Here is a 25,711-nt window from a genome sequence, read left to right as displayed (position 1 = left end):
CGCAAGAAGCATCATGAAACTAAAAACAATTTATATCCTTACATTAGGATTGATGACGATAGGGATGACCGCCTGCAAGAAAGATTTCCTGCAGAGGGATCCAAAAACTGAAATTACTGAAGGTGTGTTTTTTCAATCGCCTACAGATTTAGAAACCTATAGTAATGGTTTTTATAACCAGATTTCTCCTAGTTATTCTGACATAAATTCGGATAATATTTCCAATTACAATGGAGATGGGGAAGTTGATATTTTACTGAGAGGCGGATTATCCTCAGCAAATGTGGGTGGATGGGCAAAATCCGACTGGGCAGCCCTGAGAAGTGTGAATTTCATGTTAGATCATATCGGACAGGTTAAGGGGGATCCGGCATTGATTAAGCACTATGCTGGAATCGCAAAGTTCTTCCGTGCTAATTTCTACTTTCAGAAAATAAAAAAATACCATAATGTACCCTGGTATGGACACGTGCTTTCAGATAATGATCCTGATTTATACAAAGGACAGGATCCAAGAGCATTGGTCGTAGATTCTGTATTGAGTGATCTGAATTACGCTGTAGCAAATATTAAAAATGATGTAAAAACAAATGCTGGGAAGACCAGGGTTACCAAATGGGCGGCATTGGCTTTATTATCCAGATTTGCTTTGCATGAGGGGACTTTCAGAAAGTATCATGATGAAATTGGACTGTCTGCAGACTATCAACGCTTCCTGGATATTGCCATTAGCGCTTCAGATAAAATCATGAAAGAGGGTGGTTTTAGTCTGGTTAGTACCGGAAACGGTGCATTAGATTACAGATCCCTGTTTTCAAGTCCGAGTCTGGCAAATAGTAAGGAAATGATCATGTGGGCAGATTATACTAAAGAATTAAACGTAGGAAATAATACCCATACGGTCCTTGATTATACCTGGTCGCTGAGCAGAAGTCTGGCGGATACTTATTTGAAAAAAGATGGAACTCCTTTTACATCTAGTCCGGGCTATGATACCAAGGTTTATACTGAAGTATTTACTGATCGTGATCCAAGGATGGCAGAGACCATTATTAACCCAAATTTTAGAGGTGCAAGTACCGTTGATGAACCTTATAGAATCAAACCTACATTAGGAGGTTACAATCAGATTAAGTTTTATCCCCGTGATCCTGCACTTAGACAAGGTTGGGAGATGAATTATACGGGTTTGCCTATATTCAGGTATGCAGAAATCCTACTGAACTACGCGGAAGCTAAAGCGGAGTCTGGAACTGTGAATCAGGGAGATCTTGATCAGACCATTAATTTGTTGCGTAGTAGAGTACAAATGCCTCCATTGTTGATGGGAGTAGCTTTAGATCCTGTTCTGGCAGCTTCATATCCTAATGCCAATGGTGCAGTATTGCTGGAAATTCGCCGCGAGAGAAGGGTAGAAACCGCTTGTGAAGGTTTTCGTTTTAATGACCTGATGCGTTGGAAGTCCGGTAATTTATTCCAGGATAGTCAGCAGGGAATGTATATTCCTGCATTGGGTGCTATGGATGTAACCGGTGATGGTAAACCTGATATCGCCATCCTGCCTTCTCCTAATGATGAATCTTTAATTGCGAATATTCCAGCTCCGGAAAGAGAAAAATTATCTAAATTCTATTTGAAAGATAAAACGGGAAAAGATCAGAATTTTTACCTGACCAATGGTACTTCAGGCTTTATCGCCTTTACCAGAGATAGAGATCAGCCAAGAAATTTCATCACACCTAAATATTATTATAGACCAATTCCAATTGGCGAAACTGTAGTTAATCCACAGTTGAAACAGGTTTTTGGCTGGTAATCTTTTCTTATAGATTTTTAGACTTGTAATTTAATGCCCTCGTTCAGCAGCAGGTTTAGAGACCTGCTGCTTTTTTAATGTTTTAAATGGACATTAAGATCCAATTAGAAAAATTATCAAGGATAAATAAACCCTGTAATTATATATTTGAATGAACCACACAAAATTCACATAAACAAATGAAAGCCTAATGAGATTAATTTTTACAGTAGTTTTTGCTTTCCTGGCCTCAACCGCAGGAGCGCAATACAAAGGAAAAGTTTTCCTGGATGAGAACAAGAATAAAACCTGGGATGTGCAAGAGAAAGGTATGAAAGGTGTTCTTGTTTCCGACGGACAAAACGTATTGAAAACAGATGCAAATGGTAATTTTACTTTGCCAGGGCATTCGAAAAACCGGTTTATATTTGTGACCGTCCCAGCTGGCTATAAACTGGCCGCAAAACATTACCTGAAAATTGATGATAAACTGGAGAATTATAACTTCGGACTACTACCTGATCCTACTACTGCCGGATCTACTGTAAAGATGTTGCAGATCACAGATACTGAAACTGATAAATACAACGATTGGATTACTAACCTCAAGCATTTTTCCAGTAAACAGGATGTCGGTTTTATCGTTCATACCGGTGACATCTGTTATGAGAAAGGATTGAATTTTCATGCCAGTCAGGTGACTCCGGAAGCTTTGGAAAAACAGGTGTTTTACTGTATAGGAAATCATGACCTGGTAAAAGGAGCCTATGGGGAAGAACTTTTTGAAAACCTTTTTGGCCCGGTGTATTATTCTTTTGATGCTGGTCCGGCACACTTTATTGTTACACCAATGCGTTCTGGTGATGTACAACCTTCTTATACTGTTGATGAAGTGATCAGCTGGATGAAAAATGATCTTGCTGCAACAGACAAGAATAAACCGGTAATCATTTTTAATCATGACCTACTCACTTATAACGATCAGTTTGTGTTGAAAGGGAAAAATGATTCCATCAACCTAAATGAAAATAATTTGAAAGCCTGGGTTTATGGGCACTGGCATAATAACTTCGTTAGAAAAAGTGATAAAACAGGGATCCAATATGTTTCTTCTGCAGCTCCAAGTATGGGGGGAATCGACAATTCAGCGGGGCAGTTTTTATCGATCGAGATTGATAAGGATGGTGTAAAAACCATCAAACCTCATTACACTTATTTACATGATCATTTGGTGGTAAATAGCCCTAGCGGTAACAATATGGTATTGGTGAAAGATGGACAACTGATGATTTCTGCAAATATTTATGATACTGAAAATGGGTTGAAATCTGTGAAAAGTTTGATCTATGATGATAAAGGAAATCAGATAGGTTCAGCGCCATTAACCGCCAATACCGATTGGAGTTGGTATGGAAGTGTACCCGCTGCTAAATTGACTAAAGGCAAAGCTTTTACAATTCAGACGGAAGTAACTTATCAGGATGGGAGAATTCACATTCAGAAACAAGGCTTTACTATGCCTTTAAATGCAAATTGGGGTATGACTAATAAGGCTGCTGCAGCTGAGAAATTTAAATCAGCAGGAAAGGAGCGTTCCAGTATTTTGTCTTTAAAATGGGTAAATAACATCAAAGGCAGCATTTGGAAAGGAAGTCCGACTATTGCGGAAGGAAAATTATTCACCGCTAGTATTGATGATGCAAACAACCTGCAATGCGGAATTACGGCTTTAGATCCAGCTACAGGTAAAATCCTATGGCATTATAAAACGCGTAACTCCATCAAACATGCACTTGCATATGATAAGGGGATTATTCTAGGGACAGATATGGAAGGCTTTACCTATGCCTTGAAAGCAAGTAATGGAACTTTGGTGTGGAAAAAAGACCTTGGAATGAAAAGTCTACCAGGCTATATTTCCGGAGGTATTGTAGATCAAGGGGTGTATTATACGGGTTATGGTTCTTATTTACAGGCATTAGAAGTGGCTACTGGAAAGACCATCTGGATCAATAATGACTGGAATGGTGGAGAAGGTACGCCTGAGAAAATGACTATGGCAGGAGAGGTGCTGATTACTGGAAGTAATTGGCAGAGTTTGTTTGGTCACGACCGTAAAACTGGAAAATTACTTTGGAAAAGAAGTGATGAAGGGCTTCGTTTTAGAAGCAGTACAGGAATTTACGCGAATGGTAAGGTATATGTTACTGGTTTAAACGCCATTTTTATCCTTGATCCACTAACCGGAAAAAACATCGACAAAATTGAAGGTCCTTACGATTTCAAAGTAATGGCGATTCCATTAATCACAGATAAATATTTAATTATGCCCACTTCAACGGATGGAGTGGTTGCTTATGATTTGAAAACATTAAAAGAAGTATGGAACAGACCTACGGGTAATGCTTTAGTGTATTCAGCACCTTATACCGGACCTGGAGCGGCTACTGTTGAAAGTACTGTATTAAAGTATGGGCAGCAATTATTATTTGCGGCTTCTGATGGTTATCTGTATCTGATCAATGAAGATTCTGGAAAAGTATCGCAAAAACTAAACCTTGGTGCACCTGTATTTGCCGACCCTGCTTTAAATGGAAAACAGCTTTTTATTGGAGATTTTGCAGGTAATGTTTATGGTTTTGAAATAAACTAGCTTAGGTTGCAATGTTGTTGCAGTTTACCAGGGATACCTGGTTAATTGTTACATTTGGGCCATCAATTAAAAAACAATGAAGAAATTTATCTTACTATGTCAGTTGGTGGCCCTCTCATTTTATGGGATTGCCCAGAATAAAATGCTGACGATGCAGGATGCAATGAGTAATGCACGTACTACTCTTGCTCCTGAAAACTTATCTCAGCTGCAGTTCATTTACGGAACAGAAAATTATGTATATGCCAAACGTCAGTCGAATGGCCTGGTATGGATGTCGGGAGACTTTAAATCAAAAGACGAACAAGTTTTTCTTTCTCTTGTACAGTTAAATCAAAAATTAAAAGCAGCCCAGCAAGATACATTAAAAGCGATGCCGGTGATTCAGTTTAATCAGGCTGCAGATTGGATTATGTATGTTAAAGGTGCGAAAGTAGCCTTTAATCCTGCTAAAAATACTTTTAAAACGCTATTAAGTGCAGAAATTGCAGCGAAAACAAATGCTGAAGAAAGTAAGGCTGGTTATGTTGCCTACCTGGATAAGTTCAATCTTTTTGTTTCCAATGGAAAAACTACTGATCAGGTAACTACCGATGGAACTGCAGATATAGTGTACGCTTCCTCTGTTCATAGAGAAGAATTCGGAATTTCTAAAGGAATCTTCTGGAGTAACAATGGCAAATTATTGGCCTTTTACAGAATGGATCAAAGTATGGTAACAGATTATCCAATCTCTGATTGGACAACCCGGCCTGCAAAGAATGTGAATATTAAATACCCAATGGCAGGTGATAAAAGCCATCATGTGACTGTAGGTGTCTTCAATCCTGCAACTAAAGCATTGGTCTATTTGAAAGCCGGTGAGCCTGAAGATCAGTACCTTACCAATATTGCCTGGAGCCCGGATGATAAATATGTATTTATTGCTGTGGTAAACCGCGCTCAGAATGAGATGAAACTTAACCAATACGATGCGGTAACTGGTGATTTCATGAAGACCATTTTTGAAGAGAAAGATGAAAAGTACGTTGAGCCATTGGTGCCAATGGTATTCCTTAAAAATGATCCTTCGAAATTTATCTGGCAAAGTAACCGTGATGGATGGAATCATTTATACTTATATGACTTAAAAGGAAAAGTTTTGAAACAATTGACGAAAGGAAATTGGGAAGTAACAGAGCTGAAAGGCTTCAGTCCTAATGGTGATCAGTTATTTTATATGTCAACAGCAGCATCTCCGATTACGAGAAATCTGTATATATTAGACCTGAAATCTGCAAAATCTAAGCGCATTACTCAAGGTGTTGGTGTGCATAATGCACAAATCAGCAGTACCGGAAAAACAGTGATTGATAGTTACAGCAATCCGGAATTGCCTAAATTGATTCAACTGATTGAAGTGGCTACAGAAAAGACCAGTGTTTTGTTGAAGGCCGCAAATCCACTCGCAGATTATGCAACCGTAAATTCTTCTATCTTCACCATTAAAAGTGAGACCGGTGATGATCTTTATTGCAGCCTGTATAAACCTGTAAATTTTGACAGTACAAAAAAATATCCGGTAATCGTTTACTGGTATGGAGGTCCACATGCACAGTTAATTACAAACAGCTGGAATGCCGGTGCAGGTGATTACTGGTTCAGATATATGGCACAGCAAGGTTTTGTAGTGCTGACTATGGATACCCGTGGTAGTGATAACAGAGGAAAAGCTTTTGAACAATCGATGTTCAGACATGCTGGAGCTGTTCAGCTGGAAGATATGAAAAAAACAGTAGGTTATCTGAAGGCTTTACCATATGTAGATGCAGATAATATGGGCTTGTTTGGCTGGAGCTTTGGTGGTTTTAGTACTACAAATGTGATGTTAAAAGCACCGGGTATGTTTAAAGCTGCTGTTGCAGGTGGTCCTGTGATCAATTGGAATTTCTACGAAGTAATGTATACCGAACGTTATATGGATACCCCTCAGGAAAATCCAGAAGGTTATGCAGAAACCAACCTGTCTGACCATGTTGGCAGCTTAAAAGGTAAGTTACTATTGATTCATGGGGTTCAGGATCCGGTAGTTTTACAACAACATACGGTTGATTTTATCAAACATGCCGTTGATAAGAACATTCAATTGGATTATATGATTTATCCAGGCCATGAGCACAATGTTATTGGTAAAGATCGTGTACATCTTTATCAAAAGGTGACTGATTATTTTATGCAGCATCTGAAAAAATAGTTTTACAGTTAATTCTGCTAAAAAAGCGGGTGTACTTTTCGGTCTCATAATCTTTTGAAGGAAAGATTTTACAGGCCTTCAAAGTACAACCCGCTTTTTTTGTAATTAAACTTCCTGGAGTTCCTCAAAATCAGAATACTATTCATGATTTCTGTTGTTTTAAGATTTCGATATCAGTAAAGAATATAATTCGCTGATTGATTTTATAGCCTTTTTTAGGGTCAAAAATGGGTGCTTAATTAAAAATGAGGGATTGCTATCAGCTGACCTGCAAATCTTTTGCCTTTCAGCAAAAGATTTGAGTCACTGAGTAGTAACCCGAATTTTTCTCTTTCCAGATTAAAAAGCTATTTTTGCAACTCAACAGATACTTTTTCGTAATAATGAGCATTTCCACAAAATACGACCCGGCAGCAACCGAAGATAAATGGTACAGCTACTGGATGTCAAAGAACTTTTTCCATTCTGAACCGGATGAACGCGAACCATATACAATTGTAATTCCGCCACCAAACGTCACAGGTGTATTGCACATGGGACATATGTTGAACAATACAATTCAGGATGTTTTGATTCGCAGGGCAAGAATGCAGGGTAAGAATGCATGCTGGGTACCTGGTACTGACCATGCTTCTATTGCAACAGAGGCTAAAGTTGTGGCGATGTTAAAAGAACGCGGTATTGATAAGAAGGACCTGACAAGGGAAGAATTCTTAAAGTATGCCTGGGAGTGGAAAGAAAAATACGGTGGTATTATTCTGGAGCAGTTAAAGAAATTGGGTGCCAGTTGCGACTGGGATCGTACCCGTTTTACCATGGAAGAAGATATGTCTGAAGCGGTAATTGATAGTTTTATCCACCTGTATAAGAAAGGAAGAATTTACCGTGGAGTGAGAATGGTGAATTGGGATCCGGCAGGAAAAACATCAGTTTCTGATGAAGAAGTGATCCGTAAAGAAGTAAATCAAAAACTCTATTATATCAAATATACGGTTGCTGGAAGCAGTGATCAGGAATTCCTGACAATTGCAACCACTCGTCCCGAAACCATTATGGCAGACGCAGCAATCTGCGTGAATCCAAATGATGAACGTTATGCGCATCTAAAAGGGAAAAAAGTATTTGTTCCGCTGATCAATCGTGAGATTCCTGTTATTGAGGATGATTATGTGACCATGGATTTTGGAACAGGTTGTTTAAAAGTTACTCCAGCACATGATTTGAATGATTATGAGTTAGGATTGAGACATAAATTGCCAGTAATTGATATCTTAAATGAGGACGGTACATTAAATGAACTGGCGCAAATTCTTGTAGGTGAAGATCGTTTTATCGCCAGAAAAAAGATTGCTAAATTATTGGATGAAGCCGGACACCTGGATAAAGTAGAAGACTATAAATCACAGGTAGGTTTCTCTGAGCGTACAGATGCGGCAATTGAGCCAAAACTATCGATGCAATGGTTCTGTAAAATGGACGAAATGGCGAAGCCTGCATTGGAAGATGTATTGAATGGTGATGTGAAGTTGATTCCGGAGAAATTCCAGAATACTTACCGTCATTGGATGGAAAATATCCGTGATTGGAACATCAGCAGACAGCTATGGTGGGGACAACAAATTCCGGCTTGGTACGACAATCAGGGTAACTGGGTTGTTGCAAAAACGAAGGAAGAAGCTTTAACTGAGTTTTTAAAACTTAAAGATGTTGATGGAGAATTTACAGCGGAAGAAGCGAATGGATTTAAAAATCAATTGGCACCATTTGTAAAACAGGATCCTGATGTAATGGATACCTGGTTTTCTTCATGGTTATGGCCTATCTCTGTGTTTGATGGATTTAAGAACCCAGACAATAAGGATATTAACTATTACTATCCAACCAATGATCTGGTTACTGCTCCTGAGATTTTATTCTTTTGGGTAGCGAGAATGATCATGGCTGGACATGAGTTCCGTGCTGAAAAACCATTTACTAATGTTTACCTGACAGGTATTGTTAGAGACAAACAAGGACGTAAAATGTCTAAATCATTAGGAAATTCTCCTGACCCAATTGGCCTTATTGAAAAATATGGTGCTGATGGGGTTCGTGTAGGTATGCTATTGTGTTCTCCTGCTGGAAATGACCTGATGTTTGATGAAAGTTACTGTGAACAAGGAAGGAATTTTGCCAATAAAATCTGGAATGCTTTCCGTTTGGTGAAAGGATGGGAAGTTGATAATGCCTTACCAAATCCTAACCAACAAGCGATTTCATGGTTTGAAAGCCGTTTCAATGAAGCATTGGTGGAGATCGAAGATAACTTTAAACAGTATCGTTTATCGGAAGCATTAATGGCTTCTTATAAATTGGTTTGGGATGATTTCTGTGCATGGTACCTGGAAATGGTGAAACCTGCATATCAGCACCCAATTGATGCAGAAAGTTTAAAGGCTACGATAGGTTTCTTTGAAAAAATTCTGACACTTTTACATCCATATATGCCTTTCTTAACAGAGGAGCTATGGCATGATGAATTGTTCGGCGAAAAAGGAGAGATGGACTGCTGTATTGTGGCTTCATATCCTGTCGTTAGTTCAATTGATGCCGGATTATTGAAGGATGTAGAAAGCGTTAAAGGTCTGATCGCAGAAATCAGAAACGTACGTAATACCAAGCAGATTTCTCCAAAAGAGGCTTTGCCATTGAGTATTAAAGTGAATACAGGAATAAATTATGAAAAATGGCTGAACGTTATTTCTAAGGTGGTAAACATCTCTGAAGTTGAGTTCGTGTCAGATAAAATTGCTGGTGCATTGAGTTTCATGGTAGGAAAGGATGAATTCTTTATCCAATTGAGTGAAACAATTGATGTGGAAGCAGAGAAAGCACGCTTAAATGCAGAACTGGTTTATTTACAGGGATTTTTGAAGTCGGTAGACGCGAAGTTGAACAATGAACGTTTCGTTCAGAATGCGAAACCGGAGATCATTCAGAATGAGCGTAGTAAAAAAGCAGATGCGGAAGCCAAAATCAGTACGATTGTAGGTCAAATTGAATCTTTAGCTTAGTTGCAATAGACCTATCTATTGAATAAATAGAATCAAATGAAAAAGACAACCCAAATCAGGTTGTCTTTTTCATTTACATTGTAGCCATTGGCAAGTATCAATTATAGTCTTTTTATTCTTCTTCTGAGTTTTCCTGCTCCTGGTCTACCATTTCCTTGATTTTCATCAATCGGTCGTAGAAACATTCATAAGGTCTTACATTGCCATATATTTTTAGCACATCAAGATGTGTTGAAACACAGTGCGGTACGTCATTCAATACAGTTCCTGGATAAAGTTCCAGGGTTTGCGGTAAGTTGATACCAGAAAAGTAATCTTCTAAATCGGAAACGGTCATGATACAAAGATAATACTAATATGATTTACTCCCTGGATTTTTAAGGATAAAGGAGGTTGAAATTTTGATGAAGCGAATTAGTATGGTTGTTTTAGAGTTGTTGGTATTCCGGTAATTCTTCTATGAACTGAAAGCTTTCTGCCTGATGATCGATCAGCGCATAGCAATGTTTGAGGCCGTTAGTAACCACCAGCCATTTGGCTTTATGCACAGAATTGTATCTTGAAGCCTGATCAAAGACAGCCTGAGTGATCTTTACTGTGGGTGCTTTACATTCGATCACCATAATTCGTTCTCCGGAGGTATTAAAGATGACAATATCACTTCTTTTTCTGAGCTGGTTTAGGGTTAAGCCTCCTTCAATCTGAATGAGTGTTTTTGGGAATTTTTTGATCAGAATAAGATACTGGATGAAATGTTGTCTCACCCATTCTTCGGGAGTCAGAAACAGGTGTTTTTTACGTACTTCGTCGAAAATAAAGTGCTTGTTATCCTTTAATGTAATTTTAAAAGGATACTGTGGAAGGTTCAGCGCTGTAGGGTTAAATGCCATTTGTGCAAAAATAACCTTTAATAATTAGTTTTTAGCCGTTACATTTGGATAAATATATGAGTGTTGCCAATATAATCAAAGACATTAAAGCCAGAAAGTTTAAGCCTGTTTACCTTTTACATGGTGAAGAACCTTTTTATATCGATCAGATTATCCATTATATGGAAGAAAATGTGTTGAGCGATATGGAAAAGGGTTTCAACCAAACCGTTTTATACGGGAAGGATACAGACATGGCTACGATCATGAATGCGGCCAAACGTTATCCAATGATGTCAGACTATCAATTGATAATAGTGAAGGAAGCACAAGATCTTAAATGGGCTAAGGAAGCGGAAGGAAGCAGCAAGGAAGCGGAGTTTGTGCAAAGTTATTTTGAGAAACCCCTGCCAAGCACGATTCTTGTCCTGGGATATAAATACGCCAATTTTGATAAACGTAAAAAAATCTATAAGTCGATCGACAAAAATGGACTGATCTTTCAATCGGATTTGGTCCGCGACTATAAGCTGGCAGCCTGGATCGAGGATTTTGTAAAAGAGAAAGGATATAAGATTGCGCCACAGGCATCCGCATTGATGGCTGAATATTTAGGTGCCGATCTTTCTAAGATAGCCAATGAAGTAGAAAAGCTATTATTGAATATTGGCAGGGAAGTAACCATAGACACGGATCTGATCCAACGAAATATAGGAATCAGTAAAGAATACAACGTTTTTGAATTGCAAAAGGCCCTGGCAGTAAGAAATGTATTGAAATGTAACCAGATCATTAACTATTTTGCAGATAATCCTAAGGCAAATCCAATGGTGATGGTGATGGCTAACCTGAATGCTTATTTCTCTAAAATACTTAAGTATCATTACCTGCCAAATAAGGCGGAAGCGGCGAAGGAATTAGGCGTAAATCCCTACTTCATTAAGGATTATGAAACTGCTGCACGGAGTTATAACCTGAATAAAACATTTGATATCATTAGTTTACTTAGAGAGTACGACCTTAAAAGTAAGGGAGTAGAGAGTACCGGAAATATTACTGATGGAGAATTACTGAAGGAACTACTATTTAAAATGCTGCATTAAGTAGAAAAATCATTGATCAAAAGAAAAGGATGGCTAAAACTGCCATCCTTTTTGGTTTATCATTTTCCTGATCAAAGGGTCGCTTCGTCGGTTTTTTAAGATTAGTGCGCAGAAACTGCCTTTAAACCGATGATAGAGCAGATCAATGTGGTGATGAATACAATGCGCCAGAATGTAGCAGGCTCATTGAATACAAAAATTCCCACCAAGACTGTTCCTACGGCTCCAATACCAGTCCATACGGCATATGCCGTTCCAATAGGAAGTGTTTGAGTAGCTTTTAGCAATAAACCCATGCTGATCGTTAGACAGACTATAAAGCCTGCCCCCCACATTAAGGTTGCATTTCCTGTAGTCTCTTTCATTTTTCCAAGACAGGAAGCGAAGGCGATTTCAAAAAGACCGCCAAGAATTAAAAATATCCAGTTCATTTTATTTTCATTTAATTGCCGGCTACTGTAATTTCAGGCTTCGGTAAATGTGAAGGCAAATTTCCGTATTTATGGGGTAAATCTTACTAAACAAATGATAAGAAATCAAATCATCGGATTTCTGCTCTGATTCTGCTTAAAGAAACCGGAGTGATGCCTAGATAGGAAGCAATGTAGTTTAGCTGTACACGCTGTAACAGTTCAGGATAATGATCCATTAGGTTTTTATACCGCTCGCTTGCATTGAGTAAGAGTTTGGAAATCAGTCGCTCCTCCACCATGATGATTTCTTTTTCTATAAGTTTTCTTCCCCAGTTCGCGATGTTAATATCCGTTGTATATAAGCTTTCCAGTTGATGATGCTCTATCCGATACAATATGCTGTCTTCTAATAAAGCAATACTTTCATAGCCTGGGGTCTGGTTGATATAGCTATTGTAAGAAAATACGGAGTTCCCTTCTTTCCCAAACCAAAAAGTGACATCAGATTCTTCTGTACGATAATACGCCCTGGCCATGCCTGATTTTATAAAATAAACGGTGCGGTCTACTTCATGCTGACGAAATAATAAATGTCCCTTTGGGTAATGAATTTCCTTAAAATGACTGGCCAGCTTTTCTAATGAGGGTTCAGTAATAAGGGTAATGTCTTTGATGATCTGTTTGATGGTTTCCATTTTTGGTGGATGTAATTGTCAGGGAGCTATAATGATAATCGTTTGTACAAATATAGACTTTGAAATGATCGGGCTTTTGTTTTTTTAGTGTTTATTGTGAAGGATTATCGTTAAATTGGTGTATGTAATGCGATTTGTTCTCATGCCTGCAAATAAACAGATAAAATAAATGGAGGGTATTGTTTTTTCAGAGCAACAAAGATTTAGGCAGTGGTGGTTGTGGTTTATCTTTTTGGGGATAAATGGTATGTTCCTTACCGGAGTATTTAAACAGGTTGTTGGTGGCCAGCAGTTTGGAAATCAGCCAATGAGCAATACAGGTTTGTTGATCTCAGTTTCTCTGTCACTTTTGATCACTATTTTGTTTGTGATCCTTCGATTGGAAACCCGGATTGATGATAAGGGAATTTATGTGAGGTTTTATCCTTTTCATATTTCCTTTAAATATTATCCATGGGAAAGCATCAGTAGAGCGAATGTAAGAAAATATAGTCCTGTGATGGAGTATGGAGGCTGGGGACTCCGTTTTGGGCTGATGGGGAATGGAGCTGCCTTTAATGTTTCCGGTAACCAGGGACTTCAGCTTGTATTTAACAATGGTCAAAAGCTCTTAATAGGAACCCATAAACCGGAAGAGTTAAAACAGGTTTTAAATATACTGGCGAAGGATAAAGCTTTCTAAAGGGAAAGATAGGCATGTTAAACACGATTAATGTGGAATGAGTTGAAATCGTTTAAATGGTCTCGGGTTGGTACCGGTGTTTTCTAATTCATTCTGAATTGTTAGTTTTGGCAGAGAATCGGATAAAATAGTTAATACACCTGCTATTATCCAGAAGAATGTAACAAAAACTGCTTTGAAAAGCATTAAAATAAGTTTAAGATGAATCATTGGCTAGTAAAAAGTGAACCGTTTAAATACAGTTGGGATCAGTTTAACAAGGATGGACGTACCTTTTGGGATGGCGTTAGAAATTACCAGGCGCGTAACAATCTGAAAGCCATGAAAGAAGGTGATTTAGTCTTGTTTTACCACAGTAATGAAGGCAAAAACGTAGTTGGTATTGCCAAAGTTGTCCGGGAGTTTTATCAGGACCCAACAACCGATGATATCAAATGGGTGGTGGTAGATTTAGCTCCTGTAGAGACCTTAAAAACACCCGTATCATTAGAGCAAATTAAGGCAGAAGAAAGCTTGCAAGATATTTCTTTAGTCAGACAAGGACGTTTATCAGTCATGCCACTGAAAGCAGAAGAGTTTGACAAGATCCTGGAAATGGGTTCAGTTTAATGTACAGGTTCTTCTGCGGCATGAATCACCCTCTTTGCTGCCAGCAACCCAATACTCATTACAAGACTGGATCCCAATACCACAAGAAATAGAAAAGATGTACCTACCTCTGGTATTTTTAATGCCGGAGGTAGATTAAAATACAGTAAAATACTGATCAGCCCTCTCGGTGCAATAAAACTCTCTGATCCACTATTCTCTTTTCTAAAGATCTTCAGATAGGCAAAACGAATGATAAATATAGTGGCTAAAATGATCAGTCCATTGGCAATCACCGGGCCATCATTTAAGGCATAGACGTTCATTGTAAAGCCAAAAATCACAAAGAAAAAGGTACGGATAATAAAGGCGCTTTCAGCAGAAAGCTGGTAAAGTTGTGTTAAATCATTTGATAAGTTCTTATAGATAAAAATGCTTCTGAAATAGGCATGTTTAATCGTATCGGCATTGTTAAGGAATAATCCGAAAGCAAGAATCAGTACTAATGACGACAAATGATACGACTGTCCGATGGCATAGACCAGGATCAGGATAGAAATGATCAGGAAGAACTTAATGTGGTGTGAAATCCTCCCCATTAAATACAATAGGGTAATGCAGGAAATCGCGGATAAAATTACAATCAGTAGGGTATTCAATCCAAGTCCAGCAAAAGAAGACATGGAAATATGGGGATTGGTAATGGCAAAATTGAAAAGAATAATGCTTAAAATATCTGAAAAGGAGGATTCATAAATGATAAACTCCTTACTTTTTTTACCCAATGCTGCGGCAGAAGGAATAGCGATTGCTGAACTGATCACACTGAAAGGGATGGCATTTGTAAAACATACGTAAAGCTCTTTTCCGGTGATTTGATAGATGATAAAGGTGATCACTGACACTGTTGCCAGTAAAATAAAAAAAGCAGAGAGAAATGCTCCTTTGATGAGCTTGTTCTTTCCTCTTTCATATTTAAGTTCGAGAGAGCCTTCAAAAACAATTAAAATCAGTCCTACCGTACCCAATGTAGGTAAAATGGTCAGGAAATTAAAGGTATGTAAATGGAGGTAGTCTACCAGAACGCGTAAGCCAATTCCTAGCAATAATAAGAGCAGGACGGAGGGAAGTTTGGTTTTACTGGCAACGAGATCAAACAGGTAAGAAAATATGACGAGTCCGCTTAAAATGATTAATGTGGTGTATGTCGTCATATTTTCTGTTTAGTCGCTATCTAATAATATATTGGGGATAATTTTACTCTTCGAAGAAAAGCGCTCTCAGCTCTTTGGCATCATTGGCTTTCATTTTACCGCCAAGGATTAAGCGAAGTTGTCTTCTTCTTAATGCTCCGGCAAATAATTCGATCTCATCTTCCGTTTCTGGTAATACTTCTGGAACAGGAATTGTTCTGCCACTTTGATCAATCGCAACAAAGGTATAATAAGCTTCATTTGATTTAACGCGTGCTCCGGAAGGAATATTTTCTGCCCATACATCCAGTCTAACTTCAACTGAGGTATTGAATGCGCGTGTTACTTTTGCTTCGATGGTTATTACATCCCCTAATTTGATGGGTTGTTTGAAAGATACATTGTCTACCGATGCGGTCACAACGATCCTGTTGCAGTGTTTTTGCGCAGAAATAGCAGCGGCAATATCCATCCAGTGGAGCAATCGGCCTCCCATTAAATTGTTCAATGTATTGGTGTCATTTGGTAATACCAACTCATTCATAATGGTAAATGATTCTTTCGGGCTTTTTATCTTTGTACTCATAATCTCTGCAAAAGTAAGTAAAAATGAACATAGATAAGCTAAAAAGCCTGTCTGGTTTAGGCATCTACCTAAAATGATTCCCTTTTCCTAAACAAATGAACCTGACTGATGTTATCCTGAAATATGGATAATCAAGCCCTGATACAGTATTTTCACTGGTATTACAATGAGGTCGATAAGTTATGGATTAAAGCAGGAAGAGAGGCAGAAAACCTTTCTAAATTTGGAATTACGGGGATTTGGTTACCACCTGCCTATAAAGCCAATTCGGGAGCGGACTCTATAGGATATGACCCATATGATTTATATGATCTTGGTGAATTTGATCAAAAAAACACCATACCCACCAAATACGGAACGAAGGAAGATTATCAGAATGCTATCAAAATTCTTCAGAAGAATGGGATTAATGTGATAGCTGATATGGTGTTTAACCATAAAGCAGGGGGAGATGAACTTGAAAAGGTCATGGTAAGAACCGTAGATCCCGGGAACAGGGAAGAATTTACCTCTGAGCCTTTTGAGATTGAAGCCTGGACAAAATTCAATTTTAAAGGGAGAGCTGGTCAGTATTCTCAGTTCATTTGGGATAAAGACTGTTTTAGTGGAATAGACTGGGCTGAAGATTTAAAAGAAACAGGGATTTATTCCATTCAAAATGCATATGGTGAAGGCTGGGAGGATGTTCCCTCCAAAGAGCTTGGCAATTACGATTATCTGATGTTCAATGATATTGAGTTTAGAAATCCTGCTGTTCGGGAAGAAATGAAGCGCTGGGCTGAATGGTATGTAAATAGCTGCGGTATGAAAGGATTTCGCCTGGATGCGGTAAAGCACATCGCTACAGATTTCCTGATAGAATGGATAGATCATATGAACGAGACATTCAATACGCAATTTTTTATAGTTGCAGAAAATTGGAATGTTGATAATGTAGCTGAGCTCGAGCATTATCTTGAAATTACGAAAGGAAGAATGCAGTTGTTTGATTCCTTACTTCATCACAACTTTTTCCTGGCAGCAGCAGGAAAAGAAAAATATGATTTATCTAAAATCTTTGATGGTACCCTGGTTGAGCAACAGCCGCTGTATGCCGTCACCTTTGTCGACAATCATGATTCTCAGCCTTTACAGTCACTGGAGTCGTATGTTGATTTCTGGTTTCGCCCATTGGCTTATGCCTTGATTTTACTCAGAGAATCTGGATTTCCCTGTATATTCTATGTTGATTTGTATGGTGCTAACTATAAGGATGAAGATAAAGAAGGAATAGAGGTCGCGGTGAATTTAGTTCCATTAGTGGAATTGCCGGAAATAGCAAGAATCCGGAAGGAGCTTTCATATGGTTTACAGCGTGATTACCTGGACTTTCCAAATTGCATTGGCTGGACGAGGGCTGGTGTTCCGGAAAAAGTAAACTCTGGAATTGCGGTGATCATGAGTAATGGAGATGAAGGGCATAAAGACATGGAAATGGGCATTGAACATGCCGGAAAAACAATGTTGGATGCACTGGGTAATCGAAAAGAAATCATCAGAATTGATGAAAAAGGCTGGGCTGAGTTTTTCTGTAATGGGGAAAGTTTGTCGGTCTGGATTATCGCTTAACCATATTCAGATCTACAAAGCCAACCAGTTCTTCCCATCTGGAACCTGGTCTTCGGTAATACACATATACCTGATACGTGTTTTTTGTTTCAAAGAAGGAACCTTCAAAAACAGTCAGGTCTGTTTTACCATCTTGTTTGTCGAGCCAGACATATTTATAATCATACAATCCTTGTTTCAAAAGGATACTTCCGGTAAATCGTTTACCTGAAGCATCATAAACAAGTTTGCTGGTTTCATTTAATGTGTAATTATTGAAACGCCCTACTACATAAGCATCGCCTGCAGTAGTCGGAAGCGCAGTATTTAAGCTAAAATATACGCGTGCATAATCACTATCGGTATTAGGGTCACGGCCATCCTGATTTCTAATAAAAAAATCACCATTTTCATCAAAACGATCAGTGAATTTGGCTACATTACCATTCAGATCAGTGAATAAAACTACCTTATTGATACTGTCCCGAATAATTTCCTGTACATTTTCTGCTTTGTAGCGAAGGCTACGCATATCAAATTTTCTAAATTGATTTCCAGCGGGAAAATCATTGCTGTTTACATCATTGTAGACCAATGAGCCAGGTCTTACAAAGGTAGGGTTCTTATTCCATGAAGCCGTTTGAGGGATCCCATTCTGCATTACGACTGCTTTTAAGTCTAAAGAAGGGTTTTGAATTGGTGTACTATGAGAAATGGTGAAATCAACCTTCTGATGGGTTCTACGCAAATTTACCTGTGGACTTGCTGTAATATTTACGCCGATGCCGACCTGTTTATCTACTATATAAAATCGCTGAGAAACCACAGGTTGCTGAGGATTTCCATTTTCATAAACCTTCAGCAGGTAATTTCCGGAAATCTTCGGTTTAATCTGAGTGTTGGGTAAAGTAAGGCTGTAGTTGGTGTACTGTTGTAAGGTACCAAAAGAGTATTTGTACTCTGTAATACGGTCTTCAGACATTCCTTCCAGGTAATCTAAAGGAGAAACTCGGGAAGGTTTCCAGTCCGATGTACAATGTTCTATGGTATAAGCATAGATTTTACTACCTCCTTGCAGGTTGTCAAAAGAGAAGAATAAACGTTCATTAGAATTTAAGGCAATCACAGGAAGGGATTGTTCTTTTTGAGTATTATAACATTGTACGGTCCGGATTTCCGGCAAATATACTTTGTTATCGTATACCAATTGCTGGTCCTGAGCCATCACAATTTGTAGACTAAATAACATCAAAAAAAACAATCCGCTTAGTTTTATCATTATCCTTCTAGTTCCATAATATCGGAAGCCAATTCTTCCCATTTATTTTGGGCATTGTCTAATTTATGCTTAGCATCAACATAGCTTTTATTTGCTTCAGCTAGTTTTCCTGGATTTGAATATACGGCTTCATCAGCAATTTCTGCTTCAATAGCCTTCACATTTTCTTCGAATTCAGTAATTTCTGCTTCAATCTTTTTCAATTGCTCATTCAGTTTTTTTAATTGCTGTTGTGCATTTGGAGCTGATTTTTCTACTGGAGTTTTAGGTTTTACCTCTTTATCAGGTCTAACCGGAATGCTTGATGGAACAACTGGAGCTCTTTTTGCGTTCCATTCTTCGTATTCCGCATAAGTACCCGGGTATTCTTTAATGTCCTGATTTTCGATAAACCAAATTTTGTTGGCTACATTATCTAAGAAGTACCTATCGTGAGATACCGCAATGAAAGTACCTTCATATTGTGTTAAAGCCTGAATCAGGATATTCACCGATTGAATGTCCAGGTGATTGGTAGGCTCATCCAGAATCAGGAAGTTAGAGTCGGTGGTTAAAGATTTAGCCAAAGCAACCCTGGATTTTTCTCCTCCCGATAATACACGGATTTTCTTGAAAACATCATCACCAGTGAAAAGGAAACAGCCTAAAATTCCACGCAATTCCGTATCGGTATGTTTGGGCGCGAAAGCCTGTAATTCCTCAAGAATGGTATTGTCCAGGTGTAAAGATTCCAGCTGATGTTGTGCAAAGAAAGTAGTCGTTACATTATGACCAGTTTCACATTTACCATCAAAACCTTCAGCTCCTGCAATGATTCTTAGTAGGGTAGATTTACCTTTACCGTTGGCGCCGATTAAAGCGATTTTATCACCTTTCTCGATCAATCCATCAGCATTGGCTAAGATATCAATGTTTGGATAGCTCTTGTAAGCTTCTTCTACACGAATCACGTGTCGGCCTGAAGGTTTAGAGAACTTGAACTGGAAGTTTACAGTTGGGTTGTCATCATCAACATCTTCCACCCGCTCCATTTTATCCAGGGCTTTCATCCTTGACTGCGCCATTTTAGCTTTTGAAGCTTTGGCACGGAAACGCTCAATCAAACGCTCTTCCTGTTTGATTTTCGCCTGTTGGTTTTTAAATTCTCCTTTTTGAATCTCTCCACGAAGTGATTTTTCCTCCAGATAGAAGGTATAGTTACCTGCATAAGGAGTTAATTTCCCTTTGCGGGATTCTACAATACGGTTGACTACCTTATCTAAGAAATACCTGTCGTGAGAAACGATTACAATGGCACCTTCAAAGCTCAGTAAATAAGTTTCCAGCCATTTAATGGAAGGTAAATCCATGTGGTTGGTTGGCTCATCCAGTAAAAGGATATCTGGAGTCTGCAAAAGAATTTTTGCCAGCATTACCCGCATTCTCCAACCCCCTGAGAAGGTGTTTAATGGTCTGTGCTGATCCTCAGTACTGAAACCAAGACCTGCAAGGATTTCATTTGCTCTGTATTCTATGTTATACCCATCTAAAGCTTCAAATTCTGTCTGCTTATCGCTCAGTTTATTCAATACTTCTTCAGAGTAATCTGTTTCTATCTTTTTTAAGAGTTCTTCGATTTCATCGTGTAATTGATTTTGGCGTTCAAAGGCCTCCATCGCTACGTGTAAAATACTATGGTGTGAATCGTAAGAAAGTAAATCCTGGTTCAGGTAACCTATTTTAAGGTCTTTCGACATAGAAATGGTGCCTGATGAAGGTCCATATTCGCCCACTATTATTTTTAGAAGGGTAGATTTACCGGTTCCGTTGGCTCCGATTAATCCAATTCTTTCGCCTGGTTTAATATGCCAGTTTGCCTCGTCGTATAAAGCTCTGGAGCCTATAAGGAATGTTAAGTCGTTTATTGAAATCATTTGGTTGCAAAAATACGATTTTGTTTGCTTTCCATTTGCATACAATATGGAATAATACTGAAGCTTTTGTAATTTATTTTCGGAAGATCTTAACCGGTAAAGCCGTGTCCTGAGGGGATTTACACGTTTTTTTAGGTGTTTTAAAAAAACACCATCCTTTGGTAGCGATGAATTTTATGGCTATTGTTACTGCATTGTTAACATTACTGTGTATTTTTGCGTTTTTGGGAGGGAAGCCATTGTATCTCAGGATAGAATAACCTTCCTGCCCTTTGTCCTATATCAAAACGTTTCTATATTCGTTACATGTACCGTCTAATTAAGCCTTTATTCTTCCAGTTTGATCCTGAAAAAGTACACCATTTTGTGGTGAAACAACTCAATTGGTTCAATGATTACTTCCCAATGGGAAAAACAATTTTACGCAGCAGCTTTGATGTCAATATCAAGGGACTGGAACGCGAAGTCTTTGGAATTAAGTTTAGAAATCCCGTTGGACTGGCAGCCGGTTTTGATAAAAACGGAGAGTATATTGAGGCATTGAGTAATTTAGGTTTCGGTTTCATTGAAGTAGGAACAGTAACTCCTTTGCCACAACCAGGTAATGAGGCGCCACGTATGTTCCGTTTGCAGGATGATTCAGCGATCATCAACCGTATGGGCTTCAATAATAAAGGAGTAGATACGCTTGCAGAGCGATTAAGACGCCTAAAAACTAAAGATAAGAGCATCATTATAGGTGGCAATATCGGTAAGAATAAAAATACACCAAACGAAGATGCGGTAAGCGATTACATCAAATGTTTTGACCGTCTATTTGATGTTGTAGATTACTTTGTTGTGAACGTAAGTTCTCCAAATACTCCCGGATTAAGGGAATTGCAGGAGAAGGCACCCTTAATGAATTTATTAAACACCCTGCAACAAAGAAATCTAGGTCGTAATGTACAGAGACCAATTTTGTTGAAAATAGCTCCGGATTTAACCAACGAGCAGTTGGATGATATTGTAGAGATCGTTTTAGAAACAGGTATTGCGGGTGTGATTGCTACCAATACGACCATTGATAAGAGCGGTTTAAATAGTCCTGCGGAATTAACTGCTGAAGCTGGTGGATTAAGTGGTAAACCTTTAACCAGGCGCTCAACAGAGGTAATCAGGTACATTTCTACGAAATCTAATAAAGCCTTTCCTATTATAGGGGTAGGAGGTATTCATTCTCCTCAGGATGCTAAAGATAAGCTAGAGGCTGGAGCTTCCTTAGTACAGCTTTATACGGGGTTTATTTATGAAGGTCCTGGAATAGTGAAAAGAATATGTAAAGAACTTGTTTAGGCCTGGTCTTTTAAGCCTTTAAAGCCAAACATAAAAAAACAGCAATGATTAATTTCATTGCTGTTTTTTTATGATCAGCAATTTAATCCAAAATCATAGTTGTGATAACTCAGCTATAGATCGGGAAAATATTTCAGCCTGAGATGTGCTGATTTTGAATGAGCCTGGGCTCTTTGGTTAGTTAAGCTTGTGTAGGAGGCAAAAAAAAAAGACCTTAGGAATATCCTAAGGTCTTTTTTTATTTCTTGAAACAGAAACTTACGCTCTTGTAAGTTTGTCTAGAACAGCATTGTTTTTAGCCAATTGATCTGTAGTAGACTGTTTAGAACGGCTACCCAATTCAATGTTAGTAGCTAATTTTAAGTTTTTCACATCTAATTTAGCGAAAGTCTTATTTCTTCTGTCTTTTCTTTTTAATCTAGTAACTGCCATGGTGTAACCCTTTATTTTTTTATTTATTGTAAATCTGAGGTCGAGAGCGGATTCGAACCGCTGTAGGAGGTTTTGCAGACCTCTGCCTAGCCACTCGGCCACTCGACCTGTTTTAAAAATTAGAATGCAAAAGTAGCAATTAAATCTAAGTTTGCAATTTATTTTTGAAAATTTCTGCTGATATCTGCGCATAGTATTGCAGCACAAACAGCTACGTTTAAAGATTCTGCTCCGCCAATCCTCGGAATTGTCACCGGTACGGTAATTAATTCCATAATTTCAGGAGAAATTCCCTGTCCTTCGTTTCCTAAAATCACCAATCCTTCGGTTCCCCAGTCTACATCATACATACTTTTGCCATTTAATACTGCTCCAAATACGGGAACTTGAGCTGCAGAAAGTAATGGAGCGAGGTCCTGATAGTAAATATCCATCCTGCTCAAGGAGCCCATAGTGGCCTGAACCGTTTTAGGGTTATAAACTTCAACTGTATTTAGAGCGCAAATGATTTGTTTAAAGCCAAACCAATCTGCAGTTCGGATGATGGTGCCCAGATTCCCTGGATCCTGTATTCCATCAAGTACTAAAGAGAAGTTGTTCTTGAGCTGTTTTGTATCCAATACCGGGTTTTTAGGCAGATGAACCAATGCTAAAATCCCTTGTGGGGTTTGTAAGGTGCTAATCTTATCCAGTTCAGCGCTGTTTACTTCAAATAACTTTATATTTGCGGGCAACTCAGGGAGTAGAGACTGATATTGAGCCAGATAATAAATGCTGTGAACCTGGTAGGAAGAATGAATAAATTCTGCAATAGATTTTATACCTTCAATAATGAATATCCCATTTTCTTTACGGTACTTTTTTTGATGTAACGATTTTATAAAACCTATTTGAGATTTTGAAAGCATACTATAATTATAAAAAGAATGTCCAGTTTCTTGCAATATTACTACTTATTATTGTTTTTGTGGCAGGATGTTCTTCAACAAAGTACATTGAACCCTACCAATCCATAGTTAAGAAAGTAAAAATAGACAGCGTAAACAAAGCTTTTGAAGAGGAGGCCTATAACTTTATACAGAAGGATATTCGTCCGACTTCAAAATTGGGAATCAACGTGTTGCTTTATAATATGTTCAATACCAAGGATGGTCGTTACAAAACGAATAACCTCAAACCTTTGGGAAGTCCGCCGCCAATTCTGGACAGTGCGATTGTAGAAATTTCCCGTGATCAGATTGAGAAGTTCCTGAAGAGTAAGGGCTATTTTAATGCGAAAGTGAAGTCCGACATTAAAGTAAAGGACAAGAAAGCTGAGGTTGATTTTGTGGCGAATATGGGACCAGCCTTTAAAGTTTCAGCGGTTAATTACCAGATTCCTGATTCGGCAGTACAGCAACTCTATCTTTCAAGGGCCGATTTGGTCAGCCATGTTAAAGAAGGTATGCGTTTTGATGACGATTCACTTTCCTTAGAAAGAGATCAGATTTATCAAGTGATGAAAGAGAATGGCTATTATGATTTTGCCAAGCCTTACGTTCGATTTTCGGTGGATTCCAATAGCAATGACAGTAAAGTGAAAGTGACACTATTGGTGGATAATCCAATTGCGAAGACTCATCATCAAAAATATAATATTGGAGAGATCAACGTCGTGATTGCTCCAAATTCAGAAGGTTACCCTGATTCTGTGACCTTAAATAAAAGGATATTTAATGGTTTAAGGTATACAGATCTTTCTAAGAAATTTAGAAGAAACCCAATTGTCCGTTATAATTACCTTCGTCAGGGAGAGCAGTATGATATTCGGAATGAGGCGCTTACTTTTGATCGGTTATATGATTTAAACGTATTTAAGAATGTTAAAATTGATTATCAAAAATCTAAAGATAGCAATACCGTAAATCCATTCATTCAGTTGATCCCCCAAAAGATCATGAGCAATCGTATAGAGGGTGAAGTTCCTTTTAATGGTGGTACCGTAGGTTTTACCTTAAGTAATACTTACTCAAACAACAATCTGTTCAGAGGAGCAGAGCGTTTTGAATTTCAGATCAAGGGTGGTTTGCAATCCAGGATAGGTCAGGGAGGTTCTATTTTTAGCGACATCTATCAGAGAGATTTTTCTGTAAGTTCGAGTCTTTCCGTTCCTCGTTTAATGGTGCCCATATTCTCCAAATACATTACGGGAAAAGGAGGAATACCGCATACCATCTTTTCAGGTAGCTATGTTTATGCATTACAAAAGGATTTCTTTATCAGAAGGGTGTTTTTAAATTCTGTAACCTATGAGTTTGTGGAAACACAAGCTAAGTTTCATTCTGTAACGCCATTAAATTTTGAATATAGATTCGGCGATCTGCTTTTCGATGAAAAAGATTCTGCTCAGAATATTCAGGATCTGGTCACAAATAATGCTTACACCCTTAAACTGTTGAAAAGAAAAAGTATTACCCTTGGAATTAAGTATGCTTATTCCTTGAATGCGAATAAATTAATAACCGGTAACGATTTCGTTTATTTCCGTGGTAGTATAGACTTAGCAGGGAATATGTTGAATGCCCTCACTAAACTTTCTGGAATAAAAACAGATCCGGCAAAAGAGGATTTCGGCAAGATTTTAGGCGTGCCATTTAATCAATATGTGCGTCCGGAGGTTGATATCAGATGGTATAAAGGATTGGGGCTGGATAAGCAATTTGTGGCCAGATTAAATCTCGGTGTGGGCTATGCCTATGGAAATTCGGTAGATATGCCATTTGAGAAATTATTTTTTGCCGGTGGCTCATCAGGAGTAAGGGCATGGCAGGCCAGAACTTTAGGTCCTGGAGGGTATAATCGCGGAGAGGCATTAACTACTGAAGCACAGCGCAGAACACTATACGGCCTGGATCAACTTGGTGATATGCATATGGAAGCCAATCTTGAATATCGTTTCAAACTAGTCAACAAGTTCTTTGGTGGAAAGTTAAAAGGGGCTGTATTTTTGGATATGGGGAATGTATGGAATCTGAGGAAAACTAATGATACCAGTTCTGTGGGGGTGTTTAAATTGAAGAATCTGGATAAACAGATTGCTGTTGGTACAGGTATGGGTTTCCGTTATGATGTCCAATACTTTATATTCCGTTTTGATGTAGGTCTTAAGCTGAAAGACCCACAATTTATCGGATCAGAGCAATGGGTCATTAGTAAGTTTTTAGGTGGTGGTAAAGCTTTTAGAGCAGATTACGACGCACGTAATACTCCGGATAGATACCGATTTGTGCAGTACAACTTTGGTATAGGAATGCCCTTTTAAC

Annotated in this window: 20 protein-coding genes and 1 tRNA gene; 10 read left to right on the top strand and 11 right to left on the bottom strand. The window is 38.4% G+C overall.

Annotated elements, in window-relative coordinates:
• The first annotated feature begins 13 nt into the window (after nt 1-13).
• From R2Q94_RS17670 to R2Q94_RS17655, 4 genes are all read left to right on the top strand, one after another.
• On the top strand, nt 14-1,816 hold the full coding sequence (locus R2Q94_RS17670; protein WP_316822798.1) for a RagB/SusD family nutrient uptake outer membrane protein: 1,803 nt from the start codon (nt 14-16) through the stop codon (nt 1,814-1,816).
• Nucleotides 1,817-2,006: 190 nt separating this feature from the next.
• Complete coding sequence (locus tag R2Q94_RS17665; RefSeq protein WP_316822797.1) at nt 2,007-4,448, top strand: PQQ-binding-like beta-propeller repeat protein; 2,442 nt, start codon at nt 2,007-2,009, stop codon at nt 4,446-4,448.
• Nucleotides 4,449-4,524: 76 nt separating this feature from the next.
• Entirely contained in the window at nt 4,525-6,681 is a 2,157-nt protein-coding gene (locus tag R2Q94_RS17660; protein ID WP_316822796.1) for a S9 family peptidase, read from the top strand.
• A 383-nt stretch (nt 6,682-7,064) separates the two neighbouring features.
• On the top strand, nt 7,065-9,734 hold the full coding sequence (locus tag R2Q94_RS17655) for a valine--tRNA ligase (protein ID WP_316822795.1): 2,670 nt from the start codon (nt 7,065-7,067) through the stop codon (nt 9,732-9,734).
• Between the two features lie 112 nt (nt 9,735-9,846).
• Here R2Q94_RS17655 and R2Q94_RS17650 read toward each other — a convergent pair whose 3' ends face one another.
• Nucleotides 9,847-10,071 (bottom strand): DUF6965 family protein, encoded by a 225-nt coding sequence (locus R2Q94_RS17650; protein WP_316822794.1) that lies wholly within the window; start codon nt 10,069-10,071, stop codon nt 9,847-9,849.
• 91 nt (nt 10,072-10,162) lie between these two features.
• Nucleotides 10,163-10,624 (bottom strand): type I restriction enzyme HsdR N-terminal domain-containing protein, encoded by a 462-nt coding sequence (locus R2Q94_RS17645; RefSeq protein ID WP_316822793.1) that lies wholly within the window; start codon nt 10,622-10,624, stop codon nt 10,163-10,165.
• Between the two features lie 56 nt (nt 10,625-10,680).
• On the opposite strand from R2Q94_RS17645, the gene holA reads away from it, so the two are divergent.
• Nucleotides 10,681-11,706 (top strand): DNA polymerase III subunit delta, encoded by a 1,026-nt coding sequence (gene holA, locus R2Q94_RS17640; protein WP_316822792.1) that lies wholly within the window; start codon nt 10,681-10,683, stop codon nt 11,704-11,706.
• Between the two features lie 101 nt (nt 11,707-11,807).
• Here the strand turns inward: holA and R2Q94_RS17635 are convergent, their stop codons facing one another.
• Nucleotides 11,808-12,137, bottom strand: a complete 330-nt coding sequence (locus R2Q94_RS17635) for a multidrug efflux SMR transporter (protein WP_316822791.1) — start codon at nt 12,135-12,137, stop codon at nt 11,808-11,810.
• Nucleotides 12,138-12,247: 110 nt separating this feature from the next.
• A complete protein-coding gene (locus R2Q94_RS17630) occupies nt 12,248-12,814 on the bottom strand; it encodes a Crp/Fnr family transcriptional regulator (RefSeq protein ID WP_316822790.1) in 567 nt (188 codons plus the stop codon).
• A gap of 169 nt (nt 12,815-12,983) precedes the next feature.
• On the opposite strand from R2Q94_RS17630, the gene R2Q94_RS17625 reads away from it, so the two are divergent.
• Both R2Q94_RS17625 and R2Q94_RS17620 read left to right on the top strand, forming a co-directional pair.
• A complete protein-coding gene (locus R2Q94_RS17625; protein ID WP_316822789.1) occupies nt 12,984-13,496 on the top strand; it encodes a hypothetical protein in 513 nt (170 codons plus the stop codon).
• A gap of 201 nt (nt 13,497-13,697) precedes the next feature.
• Entirely contained in the window at nt 13,698-14,105 is a 408-nt protein-coding gene (locus R2Q94_RS17620; protein WP_316822788.1) for an EVE domain-containing protein, read from the top strand.
• Here R2Q94_RS17620 and R2Q94_RS17615 read toward each other — a convergent pair.
• Complete coding sequence (locus R2Q94_RS17615; RefSeq protein ID WP_316822787.1) at nt 14,102-15,298, bottom strand: sodium:proton antiporter; 1,197 nt, start codon at nt 15,296-15,298, stop codon at nt 14,102-14,104. The two genes, R2Q94_RS17620 and R2Q94_RS17615, sit on opposite strands and share 4 nt — an antisense overlap.
• A gap of 43 nt (nt 15,299-15,341) precedes the next feature.
• Complete coding sequence (locus R2Q94_RS17610; RefSeq protein ID WP_316822786.1) at nt 15,342-15,863, bottom strand: acyl-CoA thioesterase; 522 nt, start codon at nt 15,861-15,863, stop codon at nt 15,342-15,344.
• A 123-nt stretch (nt 15,864-15,986) separates the two neighbouring features.
• Here R2Q94_RS17610 and R2Q94_RS17605 point away from each other — a divergent pair, with 123 nt between their 5' ends.
• A complete protein-coding gene (locus R2Q94_RS17605) occupies nt 15,987-17,471 on the top strand; it encodes an alpha-amylase (RefSeq protein WP_316822785.1) in 1,485 nt (494 codons plus the stop codon).
• Here R2Q94_RS17605 and R2Q94_RS17600 read toward each other — a convergent pair.
• A complete protein-coding gene (locus R2Q94_RS17600) occupies nt 17,461-18,729 on the bottom strand; it encodes a DUF5103 domain-containing protein (protein WP_316822784.1) in 1,269 nt (422 codons plus the stop codon). The genes R2Q94_RS17605 and R2Q94_RS17600 overlap by 11 nt on opposite strands.
• Nucleotides 18,729-20,642 (bottom strand): ABC-F family ATP-binding cassette domain-containing protein, encoded by a 1,914-nt coding sequence (locus tag R2Q94_RS17595; protein WP_316822783.1) that lies wholly within the window; start codon nt 20,640-20,642, stop codon nt 18,729-18,731. The genes R2Q94_RS17600 and R2Q94_RS17595 overlap by 1 nt, the downstream gene beginning before the upstream one ends.
• A gap of 306 nt (nt 20,643-20,948) precedes the next feature.
• Between R2Q94_RS17595 and R2Q94_RS17590 the strand changes: the two genes are divergently transcribed.
• Nucleotides 20,949-21,977, top strand: coding sequence for a quinone-dependent dihydroorotate dehydrogenase (locus tag R2Q94_RS17590; RefSeq protein ID WP_316822782.1), 1,029 nt, complete (start codon nt 20,949-20,951; stop codon nt 21,975-21,977).
• Between the two features lie 258 nt (nt 21,978-22,235).
• On the opposite strand, the gene R2Q94_RS17585 is transcribed toward R2Q94_RS17590, so the two are convergent.
• The 3 genes from R2Q94_RS17585 to R2Q94_RS17575 form a co-directional block, all read right to left on the bottom strand.
• The gene (locus R2Q94_RS17585) at nt 22,236-22,409 is read right to left on the bottom strand and encodes a spore protein (RefSeq protein ID WP_316822781.1); all 174 of its coding nucleotides are present in this window, start codon (nt 22,407-22,409) and stop codon (nt 22,236-22,238) included.
• Between the two features lie 37 nt (nt 22,410-22,446).
• Nucleotides 22,447-22,517: transfer RNA gene (locus R2Q94_RS17580), tRNA-Cys, on the bottom strand.
• Nucleotides 22,518-22,567: 50 nt separating this feature from the next.
• Nucleotides 22,568-23,317 (bottom strand): RNA methyltransferase, encoded by a 750-nt coding sequence (locus R2Q94_RS17575; RefSeq protein WP_316822780.1) that lies wholly within the window; start codon nt 23,315-23,317, stop codon nt 22,568-22,570.
• Here R2Q94_RS17575 and R2Q94_RS17570 point away from each other — a divergent pair.
• Complete coding sequence (locus tag R2Q94_RS17570; protein WP_316822779.1) at nt 23,308-25,710, top strand: BamA/TamA family outer membrane protein; 2,403 nt, start codon at nt 23,308-23,310, stop codon at nt 25,708-25,710. The genes R2Q94_RS17575 and R2Q94_RS17570 overlap by 10 nt on opposite strands.
• The last annotated feature ends 1 nt before the right edge of the window (nt 25,711 follow it).

Origin of the sequence: Pedobacter gandavensis (assembly GCF_032678465.1) — a bacterium.
GTDB lineage: Bacteria > Bacteroidota > Bacteroidia > Sphingobacteriales > Sphingobacteriaceae > Pedobacter > Pedobacter gandavensis_B.
This window is presented reverse-complemented; position numbering and strand designations above follow the sequence as displayed.